This window comes from Mesorhizobium sp. P2_E7, from assembly GCF_056403855.1.
This window is the reverse complement of record NZ_JBFUER010000001.1, coordinates 1,946,497-1,966,661: the sequence shown is the minus strand read 5'-3', so window position 1 is coordinate 1,966,661 and position 20,165 is coordinate 1,946,497. Positions and strand designations below refer to the sequence as shown.

Here is a 20,165-nt window from a genome sequence, read left to right as displayed (position 1 = left end):
ATCCTAATCTGCGGTCATGTCCCATGATCATGACCACGACAACGAGCTTGACCCGTTTGCGGCGCGGGTGCGCGCGCTGGAAACCATCCTCACCGAAAAAGGCCTGATCGATCCGGCGGCGATCGACGTCATCGTCGACACCTACGAGACCAAGATCGGGCCGCGCAACGGCGCCAGGGTCGTCGCGAAGGCCTGGAGCGATCCGGCCTATGCCGACTGGCTGAAGCGCGATGCGACGGAAGCGATCGCCTCGCTGAGCTACACCGGCAGGCAAGGCGAGCACATGCAGGCGGTGTTCAACACGGACGAGACGCACAACCTCGTCGTCTGCACGCTGTGCTCCTGCTATCCGTGGTCGGTGCTCGGCCTGCCGCCGGTCTGGTACAAGGCGCCGCCCTACCGCTCTCGCGCGGTGATCGATCCGCGCGGCGTGCTGGAGGAATTCGGCCTGACCTTGCCGGCGGAGAAAAAAATCCGCGTCTGGGATTCGACCGCCGAGCTGCGCTATCTCGTGGTGCCGATGCGGCCTGAAAATACCGAGGGCTGGAGCGAGGAGCAGCTGGCCGAACTGGTCAGCCGCGATGCGATGATCGGCACCGCTGTCGCGAGGGTGCCGGCATGAACGGGCCGCAGGATCTCGGCGGGCAGATGGGGTTCGGGCCGGTCGCTCCGGAAAAGGACGAGCCCTATTTTCATGCGGCATGGGAGAGGCGGGCGCTCGGCGTGACGCTGACCGCCGGCTCGATGGGCGCCTGGAACATTGACGAGAGCCGGCATGCCAGGGAATCGCTGCATCCCGCCGTCTACTATTCATCGAGCTACTACCAGATATGGATCAAGGCGCTGGAAGTGCTGCTGAAGCGTCATGGCTTTGTCAGCGAGCGCGATCTGGCCGAGGGCCGGGCGGTCGATCCGGCGGCGACACCGAAGAGGGTGCTGAAGGCAGAAAACGTGCCGGCAGTGCTGGCCAAGGGCGGTCCCTGCGACCGGCCGGTTGCGACGCCGGCGCGGTTCAAGGCAGGGCAGGCCGTGCGGACGAAAAATTTCAATCCGACCGGCCATACACGCCTGCCACGCTATGCGCGCGACAAGCAGGGTGTGATCGAGGCCGTGCGCGACGGTTTTGTCTTCCCGGACAGCAACGCGCATGGAAGGGGCGAAAACCCACAGTGGGTCTATACCGTGGTCTTCGATGGCGCCGAGATCTGGGGCGAGGGCGCCGACCCGGCGCTCACCGTCTCGATCGATGCCTGGGAGAGCTATCTTGAGCCGGCATGAGGGCGCGTTGCCGGCTGGGTTCGACGAGCCGGTGTTTTCAGAGCCATGGCAGGCCGAAGCCTTCGCTATGACGGTCGCGCTGCACGACAAGGGCCTGTTTTCGTGGAGCGAATGGGCGGACGCCTTGTCCGCTGAGGTAAAGAAGCCGGACGCTGCAAGCGATGGGCATGATTATTACGAGCATTGGCTGGCGGCACTGGAAACGCTGCTGGCGGCCAAGGGCGTCGCAGGCAAAAGCGATGTCGACACACTCGCCGCCGCCTGGGAACGCGCCGCGCATGCGACGCCGCACGGCAAGCCGATTTTGCTGGAGAACGATCCGGGGATTGGCGGCTAGGTGCGGGCAGCCAAAAGATCAATTTAGCCTTCCGTTATCTCAGTGGCTGCCATGGTCTGGACCGACGATGTGAAGGAAGCCCATCGGGCGGGCATCGAAGCGGAATCGGCTTGATTCCCTTTATGTCGCCAGCCTATTTCAAAGGATGGAAACTCATTTTCTTCATGTCAGAAAAACCGGCGGCAGCGCTGTTCATACCGCTCTGGAGCCAATCAGCGCCGAATACAATATAAAGCTGTGGGGCCACCAGAAATATCTGCCAGATGTGCCGTCTGGCGACAAGATCATCTTCGGCATTCGCCATCCGGTGACCCGGTTTGCCAGCGGCTTTAATAGCAGGCTTCGCAAAGGCCAGCCTAAAAACAGCAGCGAATGGACTGAAAACGAGCGTTTCGCCTTCGCGCATTTCGGAACTCCGGATGACCTCGCCAGATCCCTGTCTTCGGCTGACGGATCGCACAAAGCCATGGCACAGAAAGCCATGGGCTGCATCAATCATGTCAGGCATCGCTATGCCGATTGGTTTGTGTCACCCGCGTACCTCGAAAGTCGAGAGCAAGACATCTTGATGATCTTGCACCAACCCGATCTGAATGACGACTTCAACGTCCTGAAAGCCCGCATCAGTCTGCCGGAATCGACAACGCTGCCGGTTGATCCAATTCTCGCGCATCGCAACCCGGACGGATTTTCGTCCTATCTCAGCCCCGCCGCCATCGCCAATCTATCGGAGTGGTACGCCGCCGACATCGACCTGTACCAAGCGTGCATGAGGATCAGGTCTCGCATTTTGTAGAAAATCCAGACGCACCCTTGCTTTCCGCATCTGCGATGTCGCCGCTTCTGTCCCTTGAGCATGGCGACGTCGGCTTCGCCACCGCCGTTGCCTCAACTCCACCCTAAGCCGAAATTCAGAACCATGACGCGGTCGGTTGTTCTCTTTACGTTCTTGTTTGCGCCTGATAGCCTGAGCCGTCGGAGGCGTTGAGTTCGCTACCGGTGGCGGTCGGTATGGTGACGGCCTTGTCTTTCCCTTGCGAATCCGGTCTCTCGCGCTGATGGAATTCTCTCCCCAACAGGATGAGGCGTTGAAGGCGGTGGCGCGCTGGCTCAAGGAGGGCCGGCCGCAGATCTTCCGGCTGTTCGGCTATGCCGGCACCGGCAAGACGACGCTGGCGCGGTATTTCGCCGAGCATGTCGACGGGCAGGTGCAGTTTGCCGCCTTCACCGGGAAGGCGGCGCAGGTGCTACGCTCCAAGGGCGCCGTCAATGCCCGCACCATCCATTCGCTGATCTACAGGCCGAAGGGCGAGGAATCGGTGGCCGACGAGGTGACCGGCAAGACCTCGATGTCGCCGACCTTCTCCCTCAACCGGCAAAGCCCGATCTCACGGGCAAAACTGGTCGTCATCGACGAATGCTCGATGGTCGACGAGCAGCTCGGCCGCGATCTCCTCAGTTTCGGCACACCGATCCTGGTGCTTGGTGATCCGGCGCAGCTGCCGCCGATTTCGGGCGGCGGCTTCTTCACCGAGCACGAGCCGGATGTACTGTTGACCGAAATCCATCGCCAGGCGCGCGACAATCCGATCATCCAGCTGGCGCTCGACGTGCGCGAGGGCCGCGAGTTCATGCGCGGCGACTACGGGACCGCGCAGGTGATCGGCAAGGAAGACGTCACCCAGGAGCTGGTGCTGAAGGCGGACCAGGTGCTGGTCGGCACCAACCGTACGCGCCGCCGCTACAATCAGCGCCTGCGCGAACTGAAAGGCTTCAATGCCGACTATCCGCAGGCAGGCGACAAGCTGGTGTGCCTGCGCAACGACCCGGCCAAGGGTCTGCTCAACGGTTCGCTGTGGAAGGTGATGACCTCGTCGCGCGAGACGATAAAACCCGGCATCAACCTGCTGGTCTCGCCGGAAGAGGACGATCCCGACCGCGGTGTCGCCAAGATCAAGCTGCTGAAGTCGGCGTTCGAGGACCCGGACGCCGATATCCCCTGGCAGCAGAAGAAGCGTTTTGACGATTTCGACTATGGCTACGCGCTGACCGTGCACAAGGCGCAGGGCTCGCAGTGGAACGACGTCGTGCTGTTCGACGAGAGCTGGGCGTTCAAGGAAACCCGCCAGCGCTGGCTTTACACCGCCATCACCCGCGCGGCCGAGCGGCTGACCATCGTTAGATAGCTGGCGTCAGCTAGCAGCTGGCGTAGCAGGGCTGAGTGGCGTTGCGCTGAGCCATGCCCAGGCGTCCGCTTCATCCTCGACCTTGAAGTGCCTGAACTCGATGGGTGATGAAGCGGGAAGGAAGCCTTGCGCATCCGCTATCCAGTTCGGCTCACCGATCGTCGCGCACCGGGCAATATGGTCCAGGGCGTGCACCGTGCCCTGTTTCAGCGTCTCGTCTGCGACATCCGCCCAGTCGACGCCTTCATGGTCGACCAGCCGCATCAACACGTCGATCCTTGGGTGAAGTGCGTAGGCGGCCTCCAGCAATCCAAACAGATTTTCGCCGTCTGCCGCCGAGACATGGCCGACGACGTCAATAGCGAAAAGGTCCTCACGGTCGGTTTCGATACGGCGGATCGCCGGCACGGATTGGAGAAAATTCATCGGCTGGTCCTCCACTGTAGGGCACTGACCTGACTGGAACACCCGAAACCCCCTGTCTGTTCCCATCAAAGGCAGTATAGATGCGCTGCCAAACGCCCCTGATCGGACCCAAAGCCATGCCCGCCAAGCTTTCCGTCAACCTCAACGCCATCGCCATGCTGCGCAACCGCCGCGACCTGCCATGGCCCAGCGTCACCGGGCTCGGGCGCCTTGCCCTGGCCGCCGGCGCGCATGGGTTGACGGTGCATCCGCGGCCCGACGAGCGCCACACCAGGCATTCCGACCTGCCGGAGATCCGCGCGCTGATCGACGACGAGTTCCCCAAGGCGGAATTCAACATCGAGGGTTACCCTACGGAAGATTTTCTGGCGCTTGTGGAAAAGCACCAGCCGGAGCAGGTCACCCTGGTGCCCGACGATCCGGCGCAGGCGACCTCCGACCATGGCTGGAACTTTGCCGCCGAGGCGGCGTTCCTCAATCCGATCGTCAAGCGCCTGAAAAAAGGGGGCTTTCGCGTGTCGCTGTTTTCCGATCCGGATCCCGCCGGCGTCACTGCCGCGCGCGACACCGGCGCCGACCGAATCGAGCTCTATACCGGGCCTTACGGCAGCTACCATTCCGATCCTGCCAAGGCGCAGAAGGAACTGGAAAGATTGGGAAAAACCGCCGATGCGGCACTCGCCGCTGGACTTCAGGTCAATGCCGGGCACGACCTGGTGGTGAACAATCTGCCGGCATTGGCAAAGCGCATTCCGGCATTGGCCGAAGTGTCTATTGGACATGGGTTGACAGCCGATGCGTTGGAGTATGGCATGGCCGGTACGGTGGGACGGTTTCTCAGGGCATGCGGATGGTAAAGGGCAGACGGCTGGCATTACCGCATATCAGCCATTACGTGAGGGCTCTTGATATTGCATCGCAGCAAGCGTAGAGCACCGCGCGCTTATCGGAGTGTCGTCCATGGCCCTTACCAATACTGGTAGTGAGGCAGAACCCGTCGAACAATCGAGCCATCCCGAAATCGAACAGCATAGCACCAAGGTGCTGATGCTGGGCGCGCTCGGCGTGGTCTATGGCGACATCGGCACCAGCCCGATCTACGCGTTCCGCGAGGCGCTGGTGGCGTCGTCCGGCGGCGAGGTCGCGGATCGCGGCGATATTCTGGGCGTGCTGTCGCTGATCATCTGGTCGCTGACGATCATCGTCACCATCAAATACATCAATTTCGTGCTGCGCGCCGACAACCGCGGCGAGGGCGGCGTGCTGTCGCTGATGGCGCTGGCGCGCGGCAGTTTCCCGACGCGATCGGCGATCATCCTGGCCATCGGCATTGTCGGTGCGTCGCTGTTCTTCGGCGACGCCGTCATCACGCCGGCGATTTCGGTGCTTTCGGCGGTCGAAGGCATGAATGTCGTCACGCCGGCATTCCAGCCCTATGTCGTGCCGCTGACGCTGGTCATCCTGGCGATCCTGTTTTCGGTACAGCGTTTCGGCACCGGCGGCGTGGCGCTGATCTTCGGGCCGATCACCGCGGTCTGGTTCCTGGCCATCGGCCTTTCGGGCCTGAACCACATCATCGCCGATCCGGAAATCCTGTGGGCGGTCAGCCCGCACTACATCGTCGCCTTTCTGATCAATTCGCCCGATGTCGCCTTCGTCACCATCGGCGCCATCTTCCTCGCCGTCACCGGCGCCGAGGCGCTTTACGCAGATCTTGGCCATTTCGGCCGCAAGCCGATCGTGCTGGCGTGGCTGGCGGTGGTGTTTCCCTGCCTGCTGCTCAACTATGCCGGGCAGGGCGCTTTCGTGCTGGCCAAGAATGGCGTGGTCGGCCACCCGTTCTTCGAGATGAACGAAGGCTGGACGCTGATCCCGATGGTGGTCCTGGCGACGGCGGCAACGGTGATCGCCAGCCAGGCGGTCATATCAGGGGCTTTCTCGCTGACCCGGCAGGCGGTGCAGCTCAACATGCTGCCGCGGCTCGAAATCCTGCACACGTCGGAACGGCAGTCCGGCCAGATCTACATGCCGCGCGTCAATTTGTTGCTGGCGCTGGTGGTGATGCTTTTGGTGGTCGGCTTCGGCGAATCGAGCAAGCTCGCGTCGGCCTACGGCATCTCGGTGACCGGCAACATGCTGGTGACCACGGTGCTGCTCTATGTCGTCATGACGCGCATCTGGAAGTGGCGGCTGTGGGTAGCGGGGGCGATGACGGCTGTGTTCATGTTCATCGACATCGGCTTCTTTGCCTCCAACATCGTCAAGGTGTTCGAGGGCGGCTGGGCCTCGCTCGCCGTGGCCTTCACCATCGTCTTGGCGATGTGGACCTGGGTGCGCGGCAGCCGCTATCTCTTCGACAAGACCCGCCGCAACGAGATCCCGCTCGATTTCCTCGCCGGCAATCTGTTGAAGAAGAAGCCGCAGCTGGTGTCCGGCACTGCCGTGTTCCTGACCAGCGATCCGCAAAGCGCGCCAACCGCCCTGATGCACAGCCTGAAGCACTACAAGGTGCTGCACGAGCAGAACGTCATCCTCTCGGTGGTGACGGCGCCGCAGCCGCTGGTACCCGACAGCGAGCGCGTCAAGATGGAGACGGTCAACGAGCTGTTCATGCGGGTGACGCTGACCTTCGGCTATATGGAACAGCCCAACATTCCGCGCGCGCTGGCGATCTGCCGCAAGCAGGGCTGGAAGTTCGACATCATGACGACCTCGTTCTTCCTGTCGCGGCGTTCGCTCAAGGCCTCGCCCAATTCCGGCATGCCGGTATGGCAGGACAAGCTGTTCATCGGCCTCGCCCGCACTGCGGCCGATGCGACGGAGTATTTCCAGATCCCGACCGGGCGCGTGGTCGAGATCGGCACGCAGGTGGCGATTTGAGGATCTTGAACGCATAGGCCATTGGGGGGAGGCGGATATGAGCGGCGAATTGGTGCTTGTCACCGGCGGGTCCGGCTTCCTCGGCGCTCACTGCATCCTCGAACTCCTGAAGGCCGGCTACCGCGTCCGCACGACCGTACGATCGGCCAAACGTGAAGCCGATGTGCTCGCCATGCTTAGGGACGGCGGTGCCGAGCCCGGCGAGGCGCTTTCCTTTGCCCATGCCGATCTGATGACCGATGCAGGCTGGCCAGCAGCGGTCGCCGGATGCGAGTATGTTCTTCATGTCGCCTCGCCGTTCCCGCCCGGTGTGCCCAAGCATGAGGACGATCTGATCATCCCGGCGCGCGAAGGGGCACTGCGCGTGCTGCGCGCCGCGCGCGATGCCGGCGTCAAGCGTGTCGTGCTCACCTCGTCCTTTGCTGCCGTTGGCTATGGCCAGCCGCCGGTTGCCGGTCGTCCGTTCACCGAGGAGAATTGGACCAACCTGGCGGAAAAGGTGAGCGCCTATGTGAAATCGAAGACGCTGGCGGAGCGGGCGGCCTGGGATTTCATTGCCGCTGAAGGCGGTGCCTTGGAGCTGGCGGTCGTCAATCCGGTTGGAATCTTCGGACCGGTCCTGGGGCCGGATCATTCGACCTCCACCGAATTCATAGGACGCTTGATGGACGGCGCGATGCCGGGCCTGCCGCGCATGCTGTTCGGTGTGGTCGACGTGCGCGACGTGGCCGACCTGCATCTGCGCGCCATGACCAATCCGCTCGCCAAGGGCGAGCGGTTCCTGGCCATCAGCGGCGATTTCATGACGATGCTTGAGATTGCGCAGACGCTGAAAGCCCGGCTGGGCAATGCGGCGTCACGCGTCCCGACGCGGGTGCTGCCGGACTGGCTGGTGAGGATCGTCGGACTTTTCGACGGCCAGGCGGCCCAGATCGTGACGGAACTGGGCAAGGCGAGGAACGCGACGGGGGCCAAGGCGATGCGCCTGCTTGGCTGGGCGCCGCGGTCGCGGGAAGAGGCCATCGTTGCGACCGCCGAAAGCCTGATCCGGCTGGGGCTGCTCAAGAAATCGAAATAGTGGTGCGGGAGGCCGAGAAGAATTCGGCTTCCCGCACCGCAGGCCTCAGCCGGCCAAGGCGGCCTTGTTCGTCTCCAGAAACTGCTTCAGCGGCACTGGCTGGCGGCCGGAGAGTTTTTCGACAGCGTCGGTCACCATGGCGAGGTCGCCGACGCGCGCGGCGGCATCGAACGACACCAGGACCTTGGCCAGGGATTCGGGCAGGCCGGCCGACTTCATGCCCTCGGTCAGGGCCTCGTCCGAGAGCTGGATGACCTGGATCGGCTTGGCTGTGACCTCGGTGACGAACGCCGCGACCTCTGCGGCAGTGTATGCCTTGGGACCTGTCAGCGTGTAGGTCGTGCTTTCGCCTGTGTCCGAGGCAAGTCCGGCGGCGATCGCCGCCGCGTAGTCGTCGCGCGTACCATAGGAAATGGCGCCATCGCCGGCGGATGTGTACCACTGGCCCGAGGCCAGGATCTGCGGCAATGCCATGAACAGGTTCTCGTCATACCAGCCGTTGCGGAAGATGGTGTAGGGGATGCCGCTCGCCTTGATGGCCTGTTCGGTGTCGTAGTGGTCGGGCGCGAAGACCACCGGCGAGCCCGGTTCCGGGTTGGGCATCGAGGTGTAGAGCAGGCGGCCGACGCCTGCCTGCTTGGCTGCGGCGACCGCCGCCAGCTGCTGCTCGCGCCGCTTCCCCCGCACTTCGACCTGGTCGGTCGAGATGATGAGCGCCCGGTCGGCTCCGGCAAAAGCCTTGGCAAGCGAAGCCTGATCGTCGAAATCGGCCCCCGGATGGTGACCCCGCGCGCCGCAAGGTCGGCGAGGTTAGCGGGCGTGCGGGTGGTGGCGATGATACGGTTTGCAGGAACTTTTGCTGTGTCCAGCAGGTGATTGATGACGCCGCGGCCAAGTTGGCCGGATGCGCCGGTGACGAGAAGGGTTTTGGGCATGGGGGATCCTGATCTTAGCGCCGGAATGGCGGGTGCCTTGGTGGTCTCAAAAAGAGACCAGCACTAAAATAGGAATTGACCCGATGCCGTAAAGAAGGCAGTTTTCCGGGAGGTAGGCACAGGCAGGGAACCAGCGATGGACGGCAAGATCGTCAATCTGAAATCGAAGATCGAGATCTACAGGGCCATGACGGGCGGCGCCAATTTCGGCGATTGCCCGGTTCGTGACGTCATCAAGGGCATCAACGGCAAATGGAGCCCATTGCTGGCGATGGCGCTGGCGGAAAAGCCTTATCGCTTCGGTGAACTGCGGCGCCTCGTGCCTGATATCTCGCAGCGCATGCTGACCCAGACGCTGCTCGAGCTGCAGCGCGACGGCTATGTGCATCGCGAAGTGTTCCCGACCAAGCCGCCGAGCGTCGAATACAGCCTGACCGATCTCGGACGCTCGATGTTCGGCGCCATGCATCAATTGATCCTGTGGGCCGAACTCAACCACGATGCGGTGCGCGACGCGCGGGCTGCGTTCGACGCCGGTGGTTGATTTTTTGACGCATGCCGCAATGGCTTGATTTGGCAAGGTCGCTAAAGGATTGTTCGGCCATTGGTTGGGCGGGCAATGGAAAAATCTCTCGACATTGCGATTGCCGGCGCCGGCCCGGCGGGTCTCGCCACGGCGCTCTATCTCAAGCGCGCCGGGCATAACGTCACCATCTTCGAACGCTTCGAGGAACCCAAGCCCGTCGGCTCCGGCTTGATCCTGCAGCCGACCGGGTTGACGGTGCTTTCCGATCTCGGCCTGCTCGACGACATACTGGCGCTGGGCAGCCGCATCGAGCGTTTGCATGGCGCGGACGCGAGCACCGGCCGCACCGTGCTCGCCGTCCGCTACGATGCGCAGCCCGGCGGTCGCTTCGGGCTGGCGGTGCATCGGGCGGCACTGTTCAATGTGCTGTTCCGCGCCGCGCAGCGCCAAGGCATTGCCATCGAAACCGGTGTCGAGATCGAGACGCTGGAGGTCGGCCAGCGGGCGAGCCTGGTCTTCGACAAGAGCCGAAGGGGCGGGGGCCGAAGGGCAGGGCCGTTCGACCTTGTCGTCGACGCCAGCGGCTCGCGCTCGAAACTGCGCCGGAGCCTCAACGACCTGGCCGAGCCGCGGCCACTCACCTATGGCGCGTTCTGGGCGTCGCTCGGCTGGCGCGACGGGTTCGATGAGAATGCGCTGCTGCAGCGCTACGACAAGGCCAGCGTGATGATCGGCGTGCTGCCGATCGGCCGGCCGCAGCCGGGCGCTGACAAGATGGCGGCGTTCTTCTGGAGCCTGAAGCCGGCCGACGTTGAACAGGTCCGGGCAGCGGGCCTCGATGCCTGGAAGGCGAGGCTGGTTGCGCTGTGGCCTGAGTGCGAGGCGTTCACCAGCCAGATCGACAGTTTCGATCAGCTGTCGCTGGCCCGCTACGGCCACCACACGATGAAGCTGCCGGCCGGCCGCAGGCTGGCGGTGATCGGCGATGCCGCGCATTCGACCAGCCCGCAGCTCGGGCAGGGCGCCAACATGGCGCTGCTCGACGCGGCAGCACTCAGCCATGCCTTGGCACAAGCGGGTGGTATCGACACGGCGCTGGAGACCTATGCCAAGGCGCGGCGATGGCATGTCCGGATCTTCCAGTTGCTGTCGCTGGCGTTGACGCCGTTCTACCAGTCGGATGGCGTGATGTTGCCATTCTTCCGCGACAGGCTGGTGGCGACCATCGCAAAAATCCCGCCAGTGCCAAGCGTGCTCGCCTCGATGGTGGCGGGAACGCTGATCGATCCGTTCAGGCGGATCGGGCTAGAGGAGGCGTACTGGCGAGATCATCCGGCGGGATCAGGGTCGACAGAAACGATCCTTTCGCCAGCAGGAATTGACGCAGGCGTTGCGGATAGTCCGGCGCCACCGCGGCCCTGATCGAGGCGCGTTCGCTCAACGCCTTGCGCCAGGCCCGAACCAGCGGCTTGCCGTCCAGAATGCCGAAATTGCCGATCCGGTCGAAGGCATCGAGATAGCGGAAGACCGGGCCGTAGACGGCATCGACGAGGCTGAAGCGCTCGCCGTTGAACCATGGTCCGGCCTGGTCTGCCAATTCGTCCTCGATGCGATCGAACATGGCCGACAGTGCCGAGGATTCCGTCAGGAAGGCGGCCTCCGTCGACGCCGAGTAGAAGCGGCCGATGGCGTTCAGCGTCGCCGAGCCGAACTCGATCCAGGCGCGATGCCGGGCGCGGTCATGAGCGTCCGCGGGGTGCAGCGGATTGCCTTGCGTCTCCTCGAGGAATTCGAGGATGACGGCGGATTCGAAGATCACCGTCTCCGCGCCATTGGACTGGACGATGAGCAGCGGCACCTTGCCGAGCGGCGAGATCGCCTTGAACCAGTCCGGCTTGTCGGCGAGGTCGATGGTCACGCGCTCGAATGGCACGCGCTTCTCGGCCAGCGAGATCGCCGCGCGCTGGACATAGGGGCACAGATGATGGCTGACGAGAATGAGCTTGCCAGTCATTTCATTCTTCTCTGGCATGTCACTCTCCCCAGACATAGTTCAGCGCGCCGTCCTCGACGCGCGTCGACAGGAACAGCAAGCGGGACGCTTTTGGCGCCGGGCCTTTGAGCCGATCGCCTGATGCCATGTCGAAGGCGGCGCCATGCCATTGGCAGACCAGCCGGCCGTCCTTGCAGTCGAGCGGTCCGCCGAAATGCAGACAGACATTGGCGGCAGCGCGGATGCGCGCGCCGCTGCGCCAGACATGGACCTCGCGGCCGAAGAACGGCGCGATCAGGCTGCCCGTCTGCGGGACGTCGGCGACTTTGCAGATTTCGTGTTTCATGGGATTCCTCGGGTGATTGATGCGGTTGCATGTATATAGATGCAGATGCATTAATCGTCAAGCTTGATGCAATTGCATCTATCATCTAGGATGAACCATGACCACAACAGCCACGCCTTCGCCCGACGCCATCAAGGCCTGGGCTCGTCTGATGCGGGTTTCGCGCCAGCTTATCGAACAGGCCGAACAGGCTTTGAAGGACAGTGGCTTGCCGCCGCTCGACTGGTATGACGTGCTGCACGAGCTTGCCGAGGCGGGTGAGGGTGGGCTGCGGCCGTTCCAGCTGATCGAGCGCACCCTGTTTGCGCAGTACAACATCTCGCGGCTGCTGGCCCGGCTCGAAGCGGACGGGCTGGTCGAGAAGCTGAAGGTCGCCGATGACGGCCGCGGCCAGACCATCCGCGTCACTGCCAATGGGTGTGAGACGCGCCGACGGATGTGGGCGGTCTATGGGCGCTCAATCGCGGAACTGGTCGGCGAAAAACTTTCCGCAGGCGAACTGAGCACGGTGTCGGCATTGCTCGGCCGTCTGCGCCTGCCGCCGGCTTCGGACTGAGGCGACCGCGGCCAGCCGTCAGGCCAGATGGCTGCCCCGGAGGAAGGCCAGCGTCGCCAGCACGCCCAGTCCGGCGCGCGCCAGGTGCAGATTGCCCCATTTGACGATCAAGGCCCTGGCTTGCGGATTGTCGGTGCTGGCGTCCATCGCCCCCAGCAGCTTGTTGGTCGGCATCATGATCATCAGCGTCCACGGCCAGGGCAGGATGATCAACACAGCGCCGAGCAGAAAGGCGAAGCCAGCGGTCTGCCACCAGGCGGTCAGGCCGAGAAGGAAGGCGACAATGGCGATGGATGCCTGCATGGCCGCGCCGCGCTTGTAGGAAGGCTGCCATTCCCTGAGTAGCGCCTTGTCGTCGAGGTCAAGCCGCGCCGGCTGTTCGGCGACGCTGACATAGATGGCGGCGCCGGAGAACACGGCGGCGACCGTCAAGGCAAGCAATCCGGCCAGCATCGTCGTTCCCCGCGACATCGGTGAAGTGAACCGTTTGAACAGAAATAGGGCTTGCAAGGCTGAGAGCAATACGTCATAGAAGCGGCGAACCGTAACGTACGGTACGGCACGCCGCATTTGCTGGCTTGCCTGCCGGCCGAGGGAAGAGCGTGTTGCACATCGTACCCGACATCGATACCAGCGCGACGCTGACGGAGCGGCAGAAGGCCGTTCTGGACGCTGCCTTGCGGCTGCTGGTCGAGGAGGGCGATAATCTTACCATGACGGCAGTTGCGCGCCGCGCCAGCTGTTCCAAGGAAACGCTCTACAAATGGTTCGGCGACCGCGATGGGCTGCTGACGGCGACCGTGCAATGGCAGGCCTCGAAAGTGCGCGTGGTGCCGGTCGACGGCGAAAAACTCGATCTTGCCTCGCTGACGGCTAGCCTTGAAGGCTTCGCTTCGGACTGGCTGAAGGTGATTTCGAGCGACACGTCGATCGCGCTGAACCGCGTAGCGGTCGGCCATGCCGGTTCCGGCAAGGACGACCTCGGCGCCATTGTGCTGGAGAATGGCCGCTTTGCGCTGGCCAGACGGCTGAAGCCGGTGCTGCTGGCCGGCAAGCAGGCCGGGCTGCTCGATTTTACGGATGCCGAAACGGCGTTCCGCAGCTTTTTCGGGCTGGTCGCCCGCGACGTGCAGATCCGTCTCCTGCTCGGCGACCGGCTGGAATTGACTGAAGCGACGATCGGCGGCGATGCCGTCCGGGCAACGCAACAGTTTCTCGCTCTTTTCGGAGCAAAAACCGGGCCTCAGGGCCCCTAGAACCGGATGATTTCAGGTCAAATAGACCTGAAATCTGAATCCGGTTCTAAATCAAAGAGATAGAGCATGATGTTGTCCGAAAACCGCTTCACACTTTTCGGCATCATGCTCTAGCTTCAAACGGGAAGGAAGACCAAAATGCGTGTCTATTACGATCGTGATGCCGATCTCAACCTGATCAAGGGCAAGAAGGTCGCCATCATCGGCTATGGCAGCCAGGGCCGGGCGCATGCGCTCAACCTCAAGGATTCCGGCGCCAAGGAAATCGCCATCGGCCTCAAGGCCGGCTCGGCGACCGCCAAGAAGGTCGAGGCCGACGGTCTCAAGGTGATGAGCGTGGCGGACGCCGCCAAATGGGCCGACCTGATGATGATGGCCACGCCCGACGAATTGCAGGCCGACATCTACAAGAACGAAATTGCCCCCAACATCCGTGACGGTGCGGCGATCGCCTTCGCGCACGGCCTCAACGTGCATTTCGGCCTGATCGAGCCAAAGGCCTCGGTCGACGTCGTCATGATCGCGCCGAAAGGCCCCGGCCACACGGTGCGCGGCGAATACCAGAAGGGCGGCGGCGTGCCGTGCTTGGTCGCCGTCAACCAGGACGCTTCGGGCAATGCGCTTGATCTCGCTCTGTCGTACGCCTGCGGCGTCGGCGGCGGCCGTTCGGGCATCATCGAGACCAATTTCCGCGAGGAATGCGAGACCGATCTGTTCGGCGAGCAGGTGGTTCTCTGCGGCGGCCTGGTCGAGCTGATCCGCGCCGGTTTCGAGACGCTGGTGGAAGCCGGCTACGCCCCCGAAATGGCCTATTTCGAGTGCCTGCACGAGGTCAAGCTGATCGTCGACCTGATCTATGAAGGCGGCATCGCCAACATGAACTACTCGATCTCGAACACCGCCGAATGGGGTGAATATGTCTCGGGTCCGCGCATCATCACCGCCGAGACCAAGGCCGAGATGAAGCGCGTGCTGAAGGATATCCAGACCGGCAAATTCACCTCGGAATGGATGCAGGAATACCGCGCCGGCATGTCGCGCTTCAAGGGCATCCGCCGCAACAATGACAGCCACCAGATCGAGGAAGTCGGCGCCAAGCTGCGCGCGATGATGCCGTGGATCTCGAAGAACAAGCTGGTCGACAAGGCGAAGAATTAATGTTCGGCCTCCTTGTTGAGTAGGAAAGGCCGGCGGAGCGATCCGCCGGCTTTTTCATGCTGGTTTTTCGGTCAGCTGGTACAGATGTCAGCCGTAGTGCCAGTGGGGCTTCGGCTCGGTGCCGGTGAACTCGACGCCGATGCGGTCGTCACGGCGCCAGCGCACGATGGCCTTGTAGCCGATGCCGTCGATCGGCACATAAAGCAGGAATTCGTCCGGCACGCGCGCGTCGATCGGCACTTTCAGCTCGGCGCCGCCGGCATGCATGTTGCGCACCGTGCACTTGACCTCGGAATTGGTGAGGCCGAGCAGGATCGTCGCGCCTTTCAACACGCGCTGCCGATGCTTGTTTCTCAATTCGTCGTCGGCCATGACGGCACGTCCTTCGCGACCGGACCGGGCGCGATCGTCAGATGGGGGGCACCGTATCATGGATAGACGCAGCCGATAAACAGATGGTTAGCGGCGGCCGTCTCCAGCCCTGTCTCCCAAATGGAAACGGCGCCGCGACAGGCGGCGCCGTCATGCATTATCGCTTATAGGTCAGCTATAGGGCGACCAGCATTGCTGGCGCGGGCCATTGTAGGGCTGGAACGTGTTGTCCCAGGACCGGTAAGACCGGTAGCGGTCGTAGCACCACTGGACATGGGCGCTGGAAAGACGCTGCGTGCGGTAGTAGCGGCGAGGCGCCGGCTGCACGTAGTAGCCGTCATTGTAGTTGTTATAATAGCCGTTGTTGTAGATGCTGCCGAGGCCGAGACCGAGGCCGAGGCCAAGAACTGCGGCGGCGCCGGTATCAAAATCGCGGCCGTGACGATGGCGATGATGGCGCCAGCGCCAGTTGTCGCCGCCGTTCCAGTTGCCGCCATTCCAGTTGCCGTTGCCATTCCAGTTGTCGTTGTTCCAGTTGCCCGACCGGGCAAAGCGACGCCCGTCATGGCGACGCCACTGCCAATCGTTGAATGATCGGCGGTCATTTCCGCCCGCCCATTCGTCTCGGACCGGCGTGATCGTCGGGGCACCAGTGCTTGTCGGCACCGACAGGTTTGGCTGCAGGATCGGGCCGGCGGCGGACGGCGCCGTGAGACCCGAGACGAGACCGAGCGCTATCAGCCCGGATTTGACGGTGGAAGAAAAGAGCGAGTTCATTGCACTCTCCAAGCGATACAGGCCCCACGCCCAGAATACCCCAGGGAAGAAGCCTGATGATGGGACTTTTCATCTGAACGGAGGATGAACGGAAAGGTTCCATCAACCCTGGCGAGCAAGGGCGAGGCCCTTGTTTTCGACACCGCTTGCAGGCAAAGGTCACGGCCATGTCGCTGCGCCTCGCCACTTTCAATGTCGAAAACCTGATGAACAGGTTCGATTTCTCCGGCTACCGCAACCAGCTCAACGAAGACCGCACACTGGCGCTTTTCGACATCCAGAGCGAGGCCGAATACAAGATGCTGGAGCAGGCGCGCGCGATTGCGCAGTCCGACGATACGCGCCAGCTAACGGCGCTCGCCATCGCTGCCACCCGCGCGGACATCATCTGCATGCAGGAGGTCGACAATATCGAGGCGCTGAAGGCCTTCGAATATGGCTATCTCTTCAAGATGGTGGGTGAGGGCTACCGGCAGAAATACACCACCGCCGGCAATGATTCGCGCGGCATCGACGTTGCCGTGATGATGCGCAACGAGACCGCGCAGGGACAGCCGATCGAATTCGTGCGCATGACCAGCCATGCCTATGCCACCTTCGAGCAGTTCGGCCTGTTTACGCCCGAACTGGCCGAACTCGGGCATCAGGCCAATGAGCGCATCTTCCGGCGCGACTGCCTGGAGGTCGACGTCAAGGTCGGTGGCGTGCCGTTGACGCTCTATCTCGTGCATTTCAAATCGATGGGTTCGCCGCGCAACGGGCTCGACGGGCGCGAGGCGACGATGCCGCTGCGCGTCGCCGAGGCGCAGGCAGTGCGCCGCATCATCGAGGAGCGCTTCAGCAAGGACCATGCAGCTGACAAGCGCTGGGCGATCTGCGGCGACATGAACGACTACCGGCAGCGGGTGAAGATCGAGGGCGACGCCTTCGATGGCTACCGCTTCCAGGTGATCGACGAGAGCCAGTCCTGCCTCAATGTGCTGACCGCCGGCGGCTTTTGCGAGAATGTCGTCGAGCGCCGTCCGGAGATGGACCGCTGGAGTTTCTACCACACGCGCGGGCCGCAGGAGCGGCATCTGTGCCAGCTCGACTACATCCTGCTGTCCAAGGGGCTGGCGGCGAAGAATGCGACCGCCGTTCCCGACATCATCCGCAACGGCCAGCCCTGGCGCACCATATTTCCGGCCGGTCAGGCGGTGGAGCGTTTTCCGCGCGCCGGCTGGGACCGGCCGAAGGCCTCGGACCATTGTCCTGTGGCAATTACTTTGGACATGGCCTGAGTGGGGGCTTGAGCGTGAGTTTCGACCTGCCGCGCAACGTCATCCTGCCGGTCGACGAGATCGACGTGCGGCTCGACCCGGGACCGCATCCGTTCGAGCGCGACAACGCGCACGCCATCACTGAGAACTGGCGGCGTGAGATCGAAGCCAAACCGGCGCTGTTCGACGGCACCGTGGTGCTTTTGTCGGCGCTCGCCTGGCGCGACAACCGGCTGGTCGGGCGCTGCCATGCTGTGAAGTACTCGGCCTTCATGCTGTGGCGAAAGAACCGGCAGGGGACAGGCGCCGAGCATGCTTACGGCCACGCCATGCTGGTCGCCGGCGACAATGCGCTGGTGGCGATCCGCATGGGGCCACACACGGTCATGGCCGGTCGCGTCTACTTCGCCGCCGGCTCGTTCGAGCCGATCGATTTTCGCGACGGCCGCGTCGATGTTGATTTCAACATGATCCGCGAAGTGCGCGAGGAGACCGGGCTCGACCTGACGGGCGCTGCGCGCGGCAAACGCTACCACGCGCTGTCGACCACGACCGGCACGGTCCTGTTCCGCCGCTACCATGTCGACGAACCGGCCGATGAGATTGCGCGACGCATCAATGCCTTCGTCGCCACCGAGACCGAGCCGGAGATCGAGGGACCGGTGATCATCCGCCATGCCGCAGACCTGCCGGAAGGGCTGGCGCCGCATATGAAGCCGCTGGTCGAGTGGCATTTTGCCAACGGCGGCGAGGACCCCTGATCTGTCAGGGAAACATCGGCGGCAGCGTCTCCGGCGCAGTGCCTTCGCGAGGTTCTGAACTTGCTGCCGGTTGCGGCCGGGTCGTGGCGCCATCATCCTTGTAGTAGTAGCTGTAGCCGTTGATCGCCGGCGCGCCGCCGAGATGGGCGTAGAGAATTTTCGAGCCCTCGGGAAAGAAGCCTTTGCGGGTCAGGTCGATCAGGCCCTGCATCGACTTTCCCTCATAGACCGGATCGGTGATCATGGCCTCGGTGCGGGCCGCCAGCCGGATCGCATCATTGGTCTCGTCAGAGGGAACACCGTAGGCCGGATAGGCATAGTCGGGGTTGATGACGATCTCGTCATCGCGGACCGTGCGGCCGAGCCCGACGAGGGCAGCGGTGTCATCGACGATGCGGCGGACCTGGGCGCGGGTCTGGTCGAGTGTCCCGGAGGCGTCGATGCCGATCACGCGGTCGGCGCGACCTTGCGCGGCAAAGCCGACGATCATGCCGGCCTGAGTCGACCCGGTGACCACGCAGACAATGATGTAGTCGAATTTGAAGCCGAGCTCGGCCTCCTGGCTCGCCACCTCTTCGGCAAAGCCGACATAGCCCAGCCCGCCGAATTTGTGCACCGAGGCGCCGGCCGGGATCGGATAGGGCTTGCCGCCGGCGTCCTTCACCGACTGGATGGCGTCTTCCCAGCTCTTGCGGATGCCGATGTCGAAACCGTCATCGACCAGCCGGCTGTCGGCGCCCATCAGCCGCGTCAGCAGGATGTTGCCGACCCGGTCGTAGACGGCGTCATAGTGCGGCACCCATTTCTCCTGGATGACCACGCACTTCATACCGATCTTGGCGGCGGTGGCGGCGACCATGCGGGTGTGGTTTGACTGGACGCCGCCGATCGACACCAGCGTGTCGGCGCCGGAGGCAATGGCGTCCGGCACAATGTATTCGAGCTTGCGCAATTTGTTGCCGCCCATGGCGAGCCCGGAATTGCAGTCGTCGCGCTTGGCGTAGACCTGCACTTTGCCGCCCAGCGCCGCGCTCAGCCGCGGCAAATGCTCGATCGGCGTCGTGCCGAAGGTCAGCGGGTAACGTTCGAATTTTGCGAGAAGTGACATCGATCTGCCTCCGCCATGGTCGTTTTCGATAGGCTGAAGATAGGCGCAATTGTGCGGAAGGTGCTCTCGAACTTGCACCGATGATTTTTGCATACTTCACAGATGAGCGATATGATTGCCCCAGATCATCCATAAAGGCTTATCAAAATGGAAGAATCTTCCACACAAGCTCTTGACCGCATCGACGTGAAAATCCTGCGCGTCCTTCAAGCCGAAGGGAGGCTGACCAATGCGGAGCTGGCGGCCCGTGTCAATGTCAGCGCCGCCACTTGCCACCGGCGCACGCAGCGCCTGTTCGAGGAGGGTTTTATCACCGGGGTGAGGGCGGAGATCGCCCCGGTTGCGGTCGGCCTTGGCGCACTGGTCATGGTCGGCGTCGTGCTCGACCGCTCGACACCGGAAAGCTTCGCCGCTTTCGAAGAGGCCGTGCTCGAGCTCAAGGAGGTGCTGGACTGCAATCTTGTTGCCGGCGACTTCGACTATCTCCTGAAGATCAGGGTCCGCGACATGGCGGATTTCAACAAGCTGCATGGGCAGAAACTGATCGCGCTGCCAGGCGTTCGGCAAACAAGGACCTTCTTCGTCATGAAAGAGGTCAAGGAGAACGCAAGGCTGCCGTTCTGACAGGCTTCAAGCGCAGGTCAGCGTTGCGTCTTTTGCTGCGCCGCCTTGCGGTCGCTGCGGGCTGCGGCGACAAACAGGATGAAGCCGAGACCCAGCAACCCGCCCATCGCGGTCCCCATCGTCTGGCCGACGACCGCCTGGAAATCGCCGGTAACGCGGTCGGGGTTGGCCATGCCGTAGCCGGCGAGATACCACCAGATGCCGGCAAGGGCGCCTTCGATGATCACCATCGCCAGGATCACTCGCGCCTTCTTGCTCATTGCCCATTCCTCGACCAGAGATGCATTGCCCTAGCATCGCAGGCCGGAC

At 63.0% G+C, this 20,165-nt stretch carries 23 protein-coding genes and 2 pseudogenes; 16 read left to right on the top strand and 9 right to left on the bottom strand.

The window, feature by feature from the left end; all coding sequences use genetic code 11:
* The first annotated feature begins 16 nt into the window (after positions 1–16).
* The 5 genes from nthA (at position 17) to AC1DYC_RS09945 (ending at position 3,801) form a co-directional block, all read left to right on the top strand.
* Positions 17–622 (top strand): nitrile hydratase subunit alpha, encoded by a 606-nt coding sequence (gene nthA, locus AC1DYC_RS09965; protein WP_477405851.1) that lies wholly within the window; start codon positions 17–19, stop codon positions 620–622.
* On the top strand, positions 619–1,278 hold the full coding sequence (nthB, locus tag AC1DYC_RS09960; RefSeq protein ID WP_477405849.1) for a nitrile hydratase subunit beta: 660 nt from the start codon (positions 619–621) through the stop codon (positions 1,276–1,278). The genes nthA and nthB overlap by 4 nt, the downstream gene beginning before the upstream one ends.
* The gene (locus AC1DYC_RS09955; protein WP_477405847.1) at positions 1,265–1,615 is read left to right on the top strand and encodes a nitrile hydratase accessory protein; all 351 of its coding nucleotides are present in this window, start codon (positions 1,265–1,267) and stop codon (positions 1,613–1,615) included. Before nthB ends, AC1DYC_RS09955 begins: the two co-directional genes overlap by 14 nt.
* Positions 1,616–1,760: 145 nt before the next feature.
* Positions 1,761–2,411: a hypothetical protein gene (locus AC1DYC_RS09950; RefSeq protein WP_477405845.1), complete on the top strand. Its 651-nt coding sequence runs from the start codon at positions 1,761–1,763 to the stop codon at positions 2,409–2,411.
* Between the two features lie 262 nt (positions 2,412–2,673).
* Entirely contained in the window at positions 2,674–3,801 is a 1,128-nt protein-coding gene (locus tag AC1DYC_RS09945) for an ATP-dependent DNA helicase (protein ID WP_477405843.1), read from the top strand.
* A gap of 6 nt (positions 3,802–3,807) precedes the next feature.
* Here AC1DYC_RS09945 and AC1DYC_RS09940 read toward each other — a convergent pair whose 3' ends face one another.
* Positions 3,808–4,227 (bottom strand): SpoIIAA family protein, encoded by a 420-nt coding sequence (locus tag AC1DYC_RS09940; protein ID WP_477405841.1) that lies wholly within the window; start codon positions 4,225–4,227, stop codon positions 3,808–3,810.
* Positions 4,228–4,343: 116 nt separating this feature from the next.
* Here AC1DYC_RS09940 and AC1DYC_RS09935 point away from each other — a divergent pair, with 116 nt between their 5' ends.
* From AC1DYC_RS09935 to AC1DYC_RS09925, 3 genes are all read left to right on the top strand, one after another.
* A complete protein-coding gene (locus AC1DYC_RS09935; protein ID WP_477405839.1) occupies positions 4,344–5,084 on the top strand; it encodes a pyridoxine 5'-phosphate synthase in 741 nt (246 codons plus the stop codon).
* Positions 5,085–5,187: 103 nt separating this feature from the next.
* Positions 5,188–7,107: a potassium transporter Kup gene (locus AC1DYC_RS09930; protein WP_477405837.1), complete on the top strand. Its 1,920-nt coding sequence runs from the start codon at positions 5,188–5,190 to the stop codon at positions 7,105–7,107.
* 37 nt (positions 7,108–7,144) lie between these two features.
* Positions 7,145–8,185 carry an SDR family oxidoreductase gene (locus AC1DYC_RS09925; RefSeq protein WP_477405835.1) on the top strand — a complete coding sequence of 347 codons (1,041 nt, stop codon included), beginning with the start codon at positions 7,145–7,147 and terminating at the stop codon, positions 8,183–8,185.
* Positions 8,186–8,230: 45 nt separating this feature from the next.
* On the opposite strand, the pseudogene AC1DYC_RS09920 reads toward AC1DYC_RS09925, so the two are convergent.
* Positions 8,231–9,120: pseudogene (locus tag AC1DYC_RS09920) on the bottom strand (SDR family oxidoreductase).
* Between the two features lie 136 nt (positions 9,121–9,256).
* Here AC1DYC_RS09920 and AC1DYC_RS09915 point away from each other — a divergent pair.
* A complete protein-coding gene (locus AC1DYC_RS09915; RefSeq protein WP_352584038.1) occupies positions 9,257–9,664 on the top strand; it encodes a winged helix-turn-helix transcriptional regulator in 408 nt (135 codons plus the stop codon).
* Positions 9,665–9,739: 75 nt separating this feature from the next.
* Positions 9,740–11,068 carry an FAD-dependent oxidoreductase gene (locus AC1DYC_RS09910; RefSeq protein ID WP_477405833.1) on the top strand — a complete coding sequence of 443 codons (1,329 nt, stop codon included), beginning with the start codon at positions 9,740–9,742 and terminating at the stop codon, positions 11,066–11,068.
* On the opposite strand, the pseudogene AC1DYC_RS09905 reads toward AC1DYC_RS09910, so the two are convergent.
* A pseudogene (locus AC1DYC_RS09905) lies at positions 10,965–11,678 on the bottom strand (glutathione S-transferase family protein); the annotation flags it as partial. The gene AC1DYC_RS09910 and the pseudogene AC1DYC_RS09905 overlap by 104 nt on opposite strands.
* Before the next feature lies 1 nt (position 11,679).
* Positions 11,680–11,985 carry a Rieske (2Fe-2S) protein gene (locus tag AC1DYC_RS09900; RefSeq protein ID WP_477405831.1) on the bottom strand — a complete coding sequence of 102 codons (306 nt, stop codon included), beginning with the start codon at positions 11,983–11,985 and terminating at the stop codon, positions 11,680–11,682.
* A 97-nt stretch (positions 11,986–12,082) separates the two neighbouring features.
* Between AC1DYC_RS09900 and AC1DYC_RS09895 the strand changes: the two genes are divergently transcribed.
* Positions 12,083–12,541 (top strand): MarR family winged helix-turn-helix transcriptional regulator, encoded by a 459-nt coding sequence (locus AC1DYC_RS09895; RefSeq protein ID WP_477405829.1) that lies wholly within the window; start codon positions 12,083–12,085, stop codon positions 12,539–12,541.
* 18 nt (positions 12,542–12,559) lie between these two features.
* Here AC1DYC_RS09895 and AC1DYC_RS09890 read toward each other — a convergent pair whose 3' ends face one another.
* Positions 12,560–12,991 carry an anthrone oxygenase family protein gene (locus tag AC1DYC_RS09890; protein WP_477408235.1) on the bottom strand — a complete coding sequence of 144 codons (432 nt, stop codon included), beginning with the start codon at positions 12,989–12,991 and terminating at the stop codon, positions 12,560–12,562.
* A 152-nt stretch (positions 12,992–13,143) separates the two neighbouring features.
* On the opposite strand from AC1DYC_RS09890, the gene AC1DYC_RS09885 reads away from it, so the two are divergent.
* Both AC1DYC_RS09885 and ilvC read left to right on the top strand, forming a co-directional pair.
* Entirely contained in the window at positions 13,144–13,797 is a 654-nt protein-coding gene (locus tag AC1DYC_RS09885; RefSeq protein ID WP_477405827.1) for a TetR/AcrR family transcriptional regulator, read from the top strand.
* 138 nt (positions 13,798–13,935) lie between these two features.
* Positions 13,936–14,955: a ketol-acid reductoisomerase gene (gene ilvC / locus AC1DYC_RS09880; RefSeq protein WP_112394672.1), complete on the top strand. Its 1,020-nt coding sequence runs from the start codon at positions 13,936–13,938 to the stop codon at positions 14,953–14,955.
* An 87-nt stretch (positions 14,956–15,042) separates the two neighbouring features.
* Here the strand turns inward: ilvC and AC1DYC_RS09875 are convergent, their stop codons facing one another.
* Complete coding sequence (locus AC1DYC_RS09875; RefSeq protein ID WP_477301406.1) at positions 15,043–15,327, bottom strand: PilZ domain-containing protein; 285 nt, start codon at positions 15,325–15,327, stop codon at positions 15,043–15,045.
* 171 nt (positions 15,328–15,498) lie between these two features.
* Positions 15,499–16,104 carry a BA14K family protein gene (locus tag AC1DYC_RS09870; RefSeq protein WP_477405825.1) on the bottom strand — a complete coding sequence of 202 codons (606 nt, stop codon included), beginning with the start codon at positions 16,102–16,104 and terminating at the stop codon, positions 15,499–15,501.
* Between the two features lie 167 nt (positions 16,105–16,271).
* Between AC1DYC_RS09870 and AC1DYC_RS09865 the strand changes: the two genes are divergently transcribed.
* Both AC1DYC_RS09865 and AC1DYC_RS09860 read left to right on the top strand, forming a co-directional pair.
* The gene (locus tag AC1DYC_RS09865) at positions 16,272–17,384 is read left to right on the top strand and encodes an endonuclease/exonuclease/phosphatase family protein (RefSeq protein WP_477405823.1); all 1,113 of its coding nucleotides are present in this window, start codon (positions 16,272–16,274) and stop codon (positions 17,382–17,384) included.
* Positions 17,385–17,398: 14 nt separating this feature from the next.
* The gene (locus AC1DYC_RS09860) at positions 17,399–18,124 is read left to right on the top strand and encodes an NUDIX hydrolase (protein WP_477405821.1); all 726 of its coding nucleotides are present in this window, start codon (positions 17,399–17,401) and stop codon (positions 18,122–18,124) included.
* Between the two features lie 4 nt (positions 18,125–18,128).
* Here AC1DYC_RS09860 and AC1DYC_RS09855 read toward each other — a convergent pair whose 3' ends face one another.
* Positions 18,129–19,232: a 1-aminocyclopropane-1-carboxylate deaminase gene (locus AC1DYC_RS09855; RefSeq protein ID WP_477405819.1), complete on the bottom strand. Its 1,104-nt coding sequence runs from the start codon at positions 19,230–19,232 to the stop codon at positions 18,129–18,131.
* A gap of 147 nt (positions 19,233–19,379) precedes the next feature.
* Between AC1DYC_RS09855 and AC1DYC_RS09850 the strand changes: the two genes are divergently transcribed.
* A complete protein-coding gene (locus AC1DYC_RS09850) occupies positions 19,380–19,856 on the top strand; it encodes an Lrp/AsnC family transcriptional regulator (RefSeq protein ID WP_477405818.1) in 477 nt (158 codons plus the stop codon).
* A gap of 17 nt (positions 19,857–19,873) precedes the next feature.
* Here AC1DYC_RS09850 and AC1DYC_RS09845 read toward each other — a convergent pair whose 3' ends face one another.
* On the bottom strand, positions 19,874–20,116 hold the full coding sequence (locus AC1DYC_RS09845) for a hypothetical protein (RefSeq protein WP_477405816.1): 243 nt from the start codon (positions 20,114–20,116) through the stop codon (positions 19,874–19,876).
* Positions 20,117–20,165: the final 49 nt, after the last annotated feature.

Coding starts and splice junctions, on each gene's coding strand:
- nthA (WP_477405851.1), top strand. CDS start 17: ATGTCCCATGATCATGACCACGACAACGAGCTTGACCCGTTTGCGGCG.
- nthB (WP_477405849.1), top strand. CDS start 619: ATGAACGGGCCGCAGGATCTCGGCGGGCAGATGGGGTTCGGGCCGGTC.
- AC1DYC_RS09950 (WP_477405845.1), top strand. CDS start 1,761: ATGGAAACTCATTTTCTTCATGTCAGAAAAACCGGCGGCAGCGCTGTT.
- AC1DYC_RS09945 (WP_477405843.1), top strand. CDS start 2,674: ATGGAATTCTCTCCCCAACAGGATGAGGCGTTGAAGGCGGTGGCGCGC.
- AC1DYC_RS09940 (WP_477405841.1), bottom strand. CDS start 4,227: ATGAATTTTCTCCAATCCGTGCCGGCGATCCGCCGTATCGAAACCGAC.
- AC1DYC_RS09935 (WP_477405839.1), top strand. CDS start 4,344: ATGCCCGCCAAGCTTTCCGTCAACCTCAACGCCATCGCCATGCTGCGC.
- AC1DYC_RS09930 (WP_477405837.1), top strand. CDS start 5,188: ATGGCCCTTACCAATACTGGTAGTGAGGCAGAACCCGTCGAACAATCG.
- AC1DYC_RS09925 (WP_477405835.1), top strand. CDS start 7,145: ATGAGCGGCGAATTGGTGCTTGTCACCGGCGGGTCCGGCTTCCTCGGC.
- AC1DYC_RS09915 (WP_352584038.1), top strand. CDS start 9,257: ATGGACGGCAAGATCGTCAATCTGAAATCGAAGATCGAGATCTACAGG.
- AC1DYC_RS09910 (WP_477405833.1), top strand. CDS start 9,740: ATGGAAAAATCTCTCGACATTGCGATTGCCGGCGCCGGCCCGGCGGGT.
- AC1DYC_RS09900 (WP_477405831.1), bottom strand. CDS start 11,985: ATGAAACACGAAATCTGCAAAGTCGCCGACGTCCCGCAGACGGGCAGC.
- AC1DYC_RS09895 (WP_477405829.1), top strand. CDS start 12,083: ATGACCACAACAGCCACGCCTTCGCCCGACGCCATCAAGGCCTGGGCT.
- ilvC (WP_112394672.1), top strand. CDS start 13,936: ATGCGTGTCTATTACGATCGTGATGCCGATCTCAACCTGATCAAGGGC.
- AC1DYC_RS09875 (WP_477301406.1), bottom strand. CDS start 15,327: ATGGCCGACGACGAATTGAGAAACAAGCATCGGCAGCGCGTGTTGAAA.
- AC1DYC_RS09870 (WP_477405825.1), bottom strand. CDS start 16,104: ATGAACTCGCTCTTTTCTTCCACCGTCAAATCCGGGCTGATAGCGCTC.
- AC1DYC_RS09865 (WP_477405823.1), top strand. CDS start 16,272: ATGTCGCTGCGCCTCGCCACTTTCAATGTCGAAAACCTGATGAACAGG.
- AC1DYC_RS09855 (WP_477405819.1), bottom strand. CDS start 19,232: ATGTCACTTCTCGCAAAATTCGAACGTTACCCGCTGACCTTCGGCACG.
- AC1DYC_RS09850 (WP_477405818.1), top strand. CDS start 19,380: ATGGAAGAATCTTCCACACAAGCTCTTGACCGCATCGACGTGAAAATC.
- AC1DYC_RS09845 (WP_477405816.1), bottom strand. CDS start 20,116: ATGAGCAAGAAGGCGCGAGTGATCCTGGCGATGGTGATCATCGAAGGC.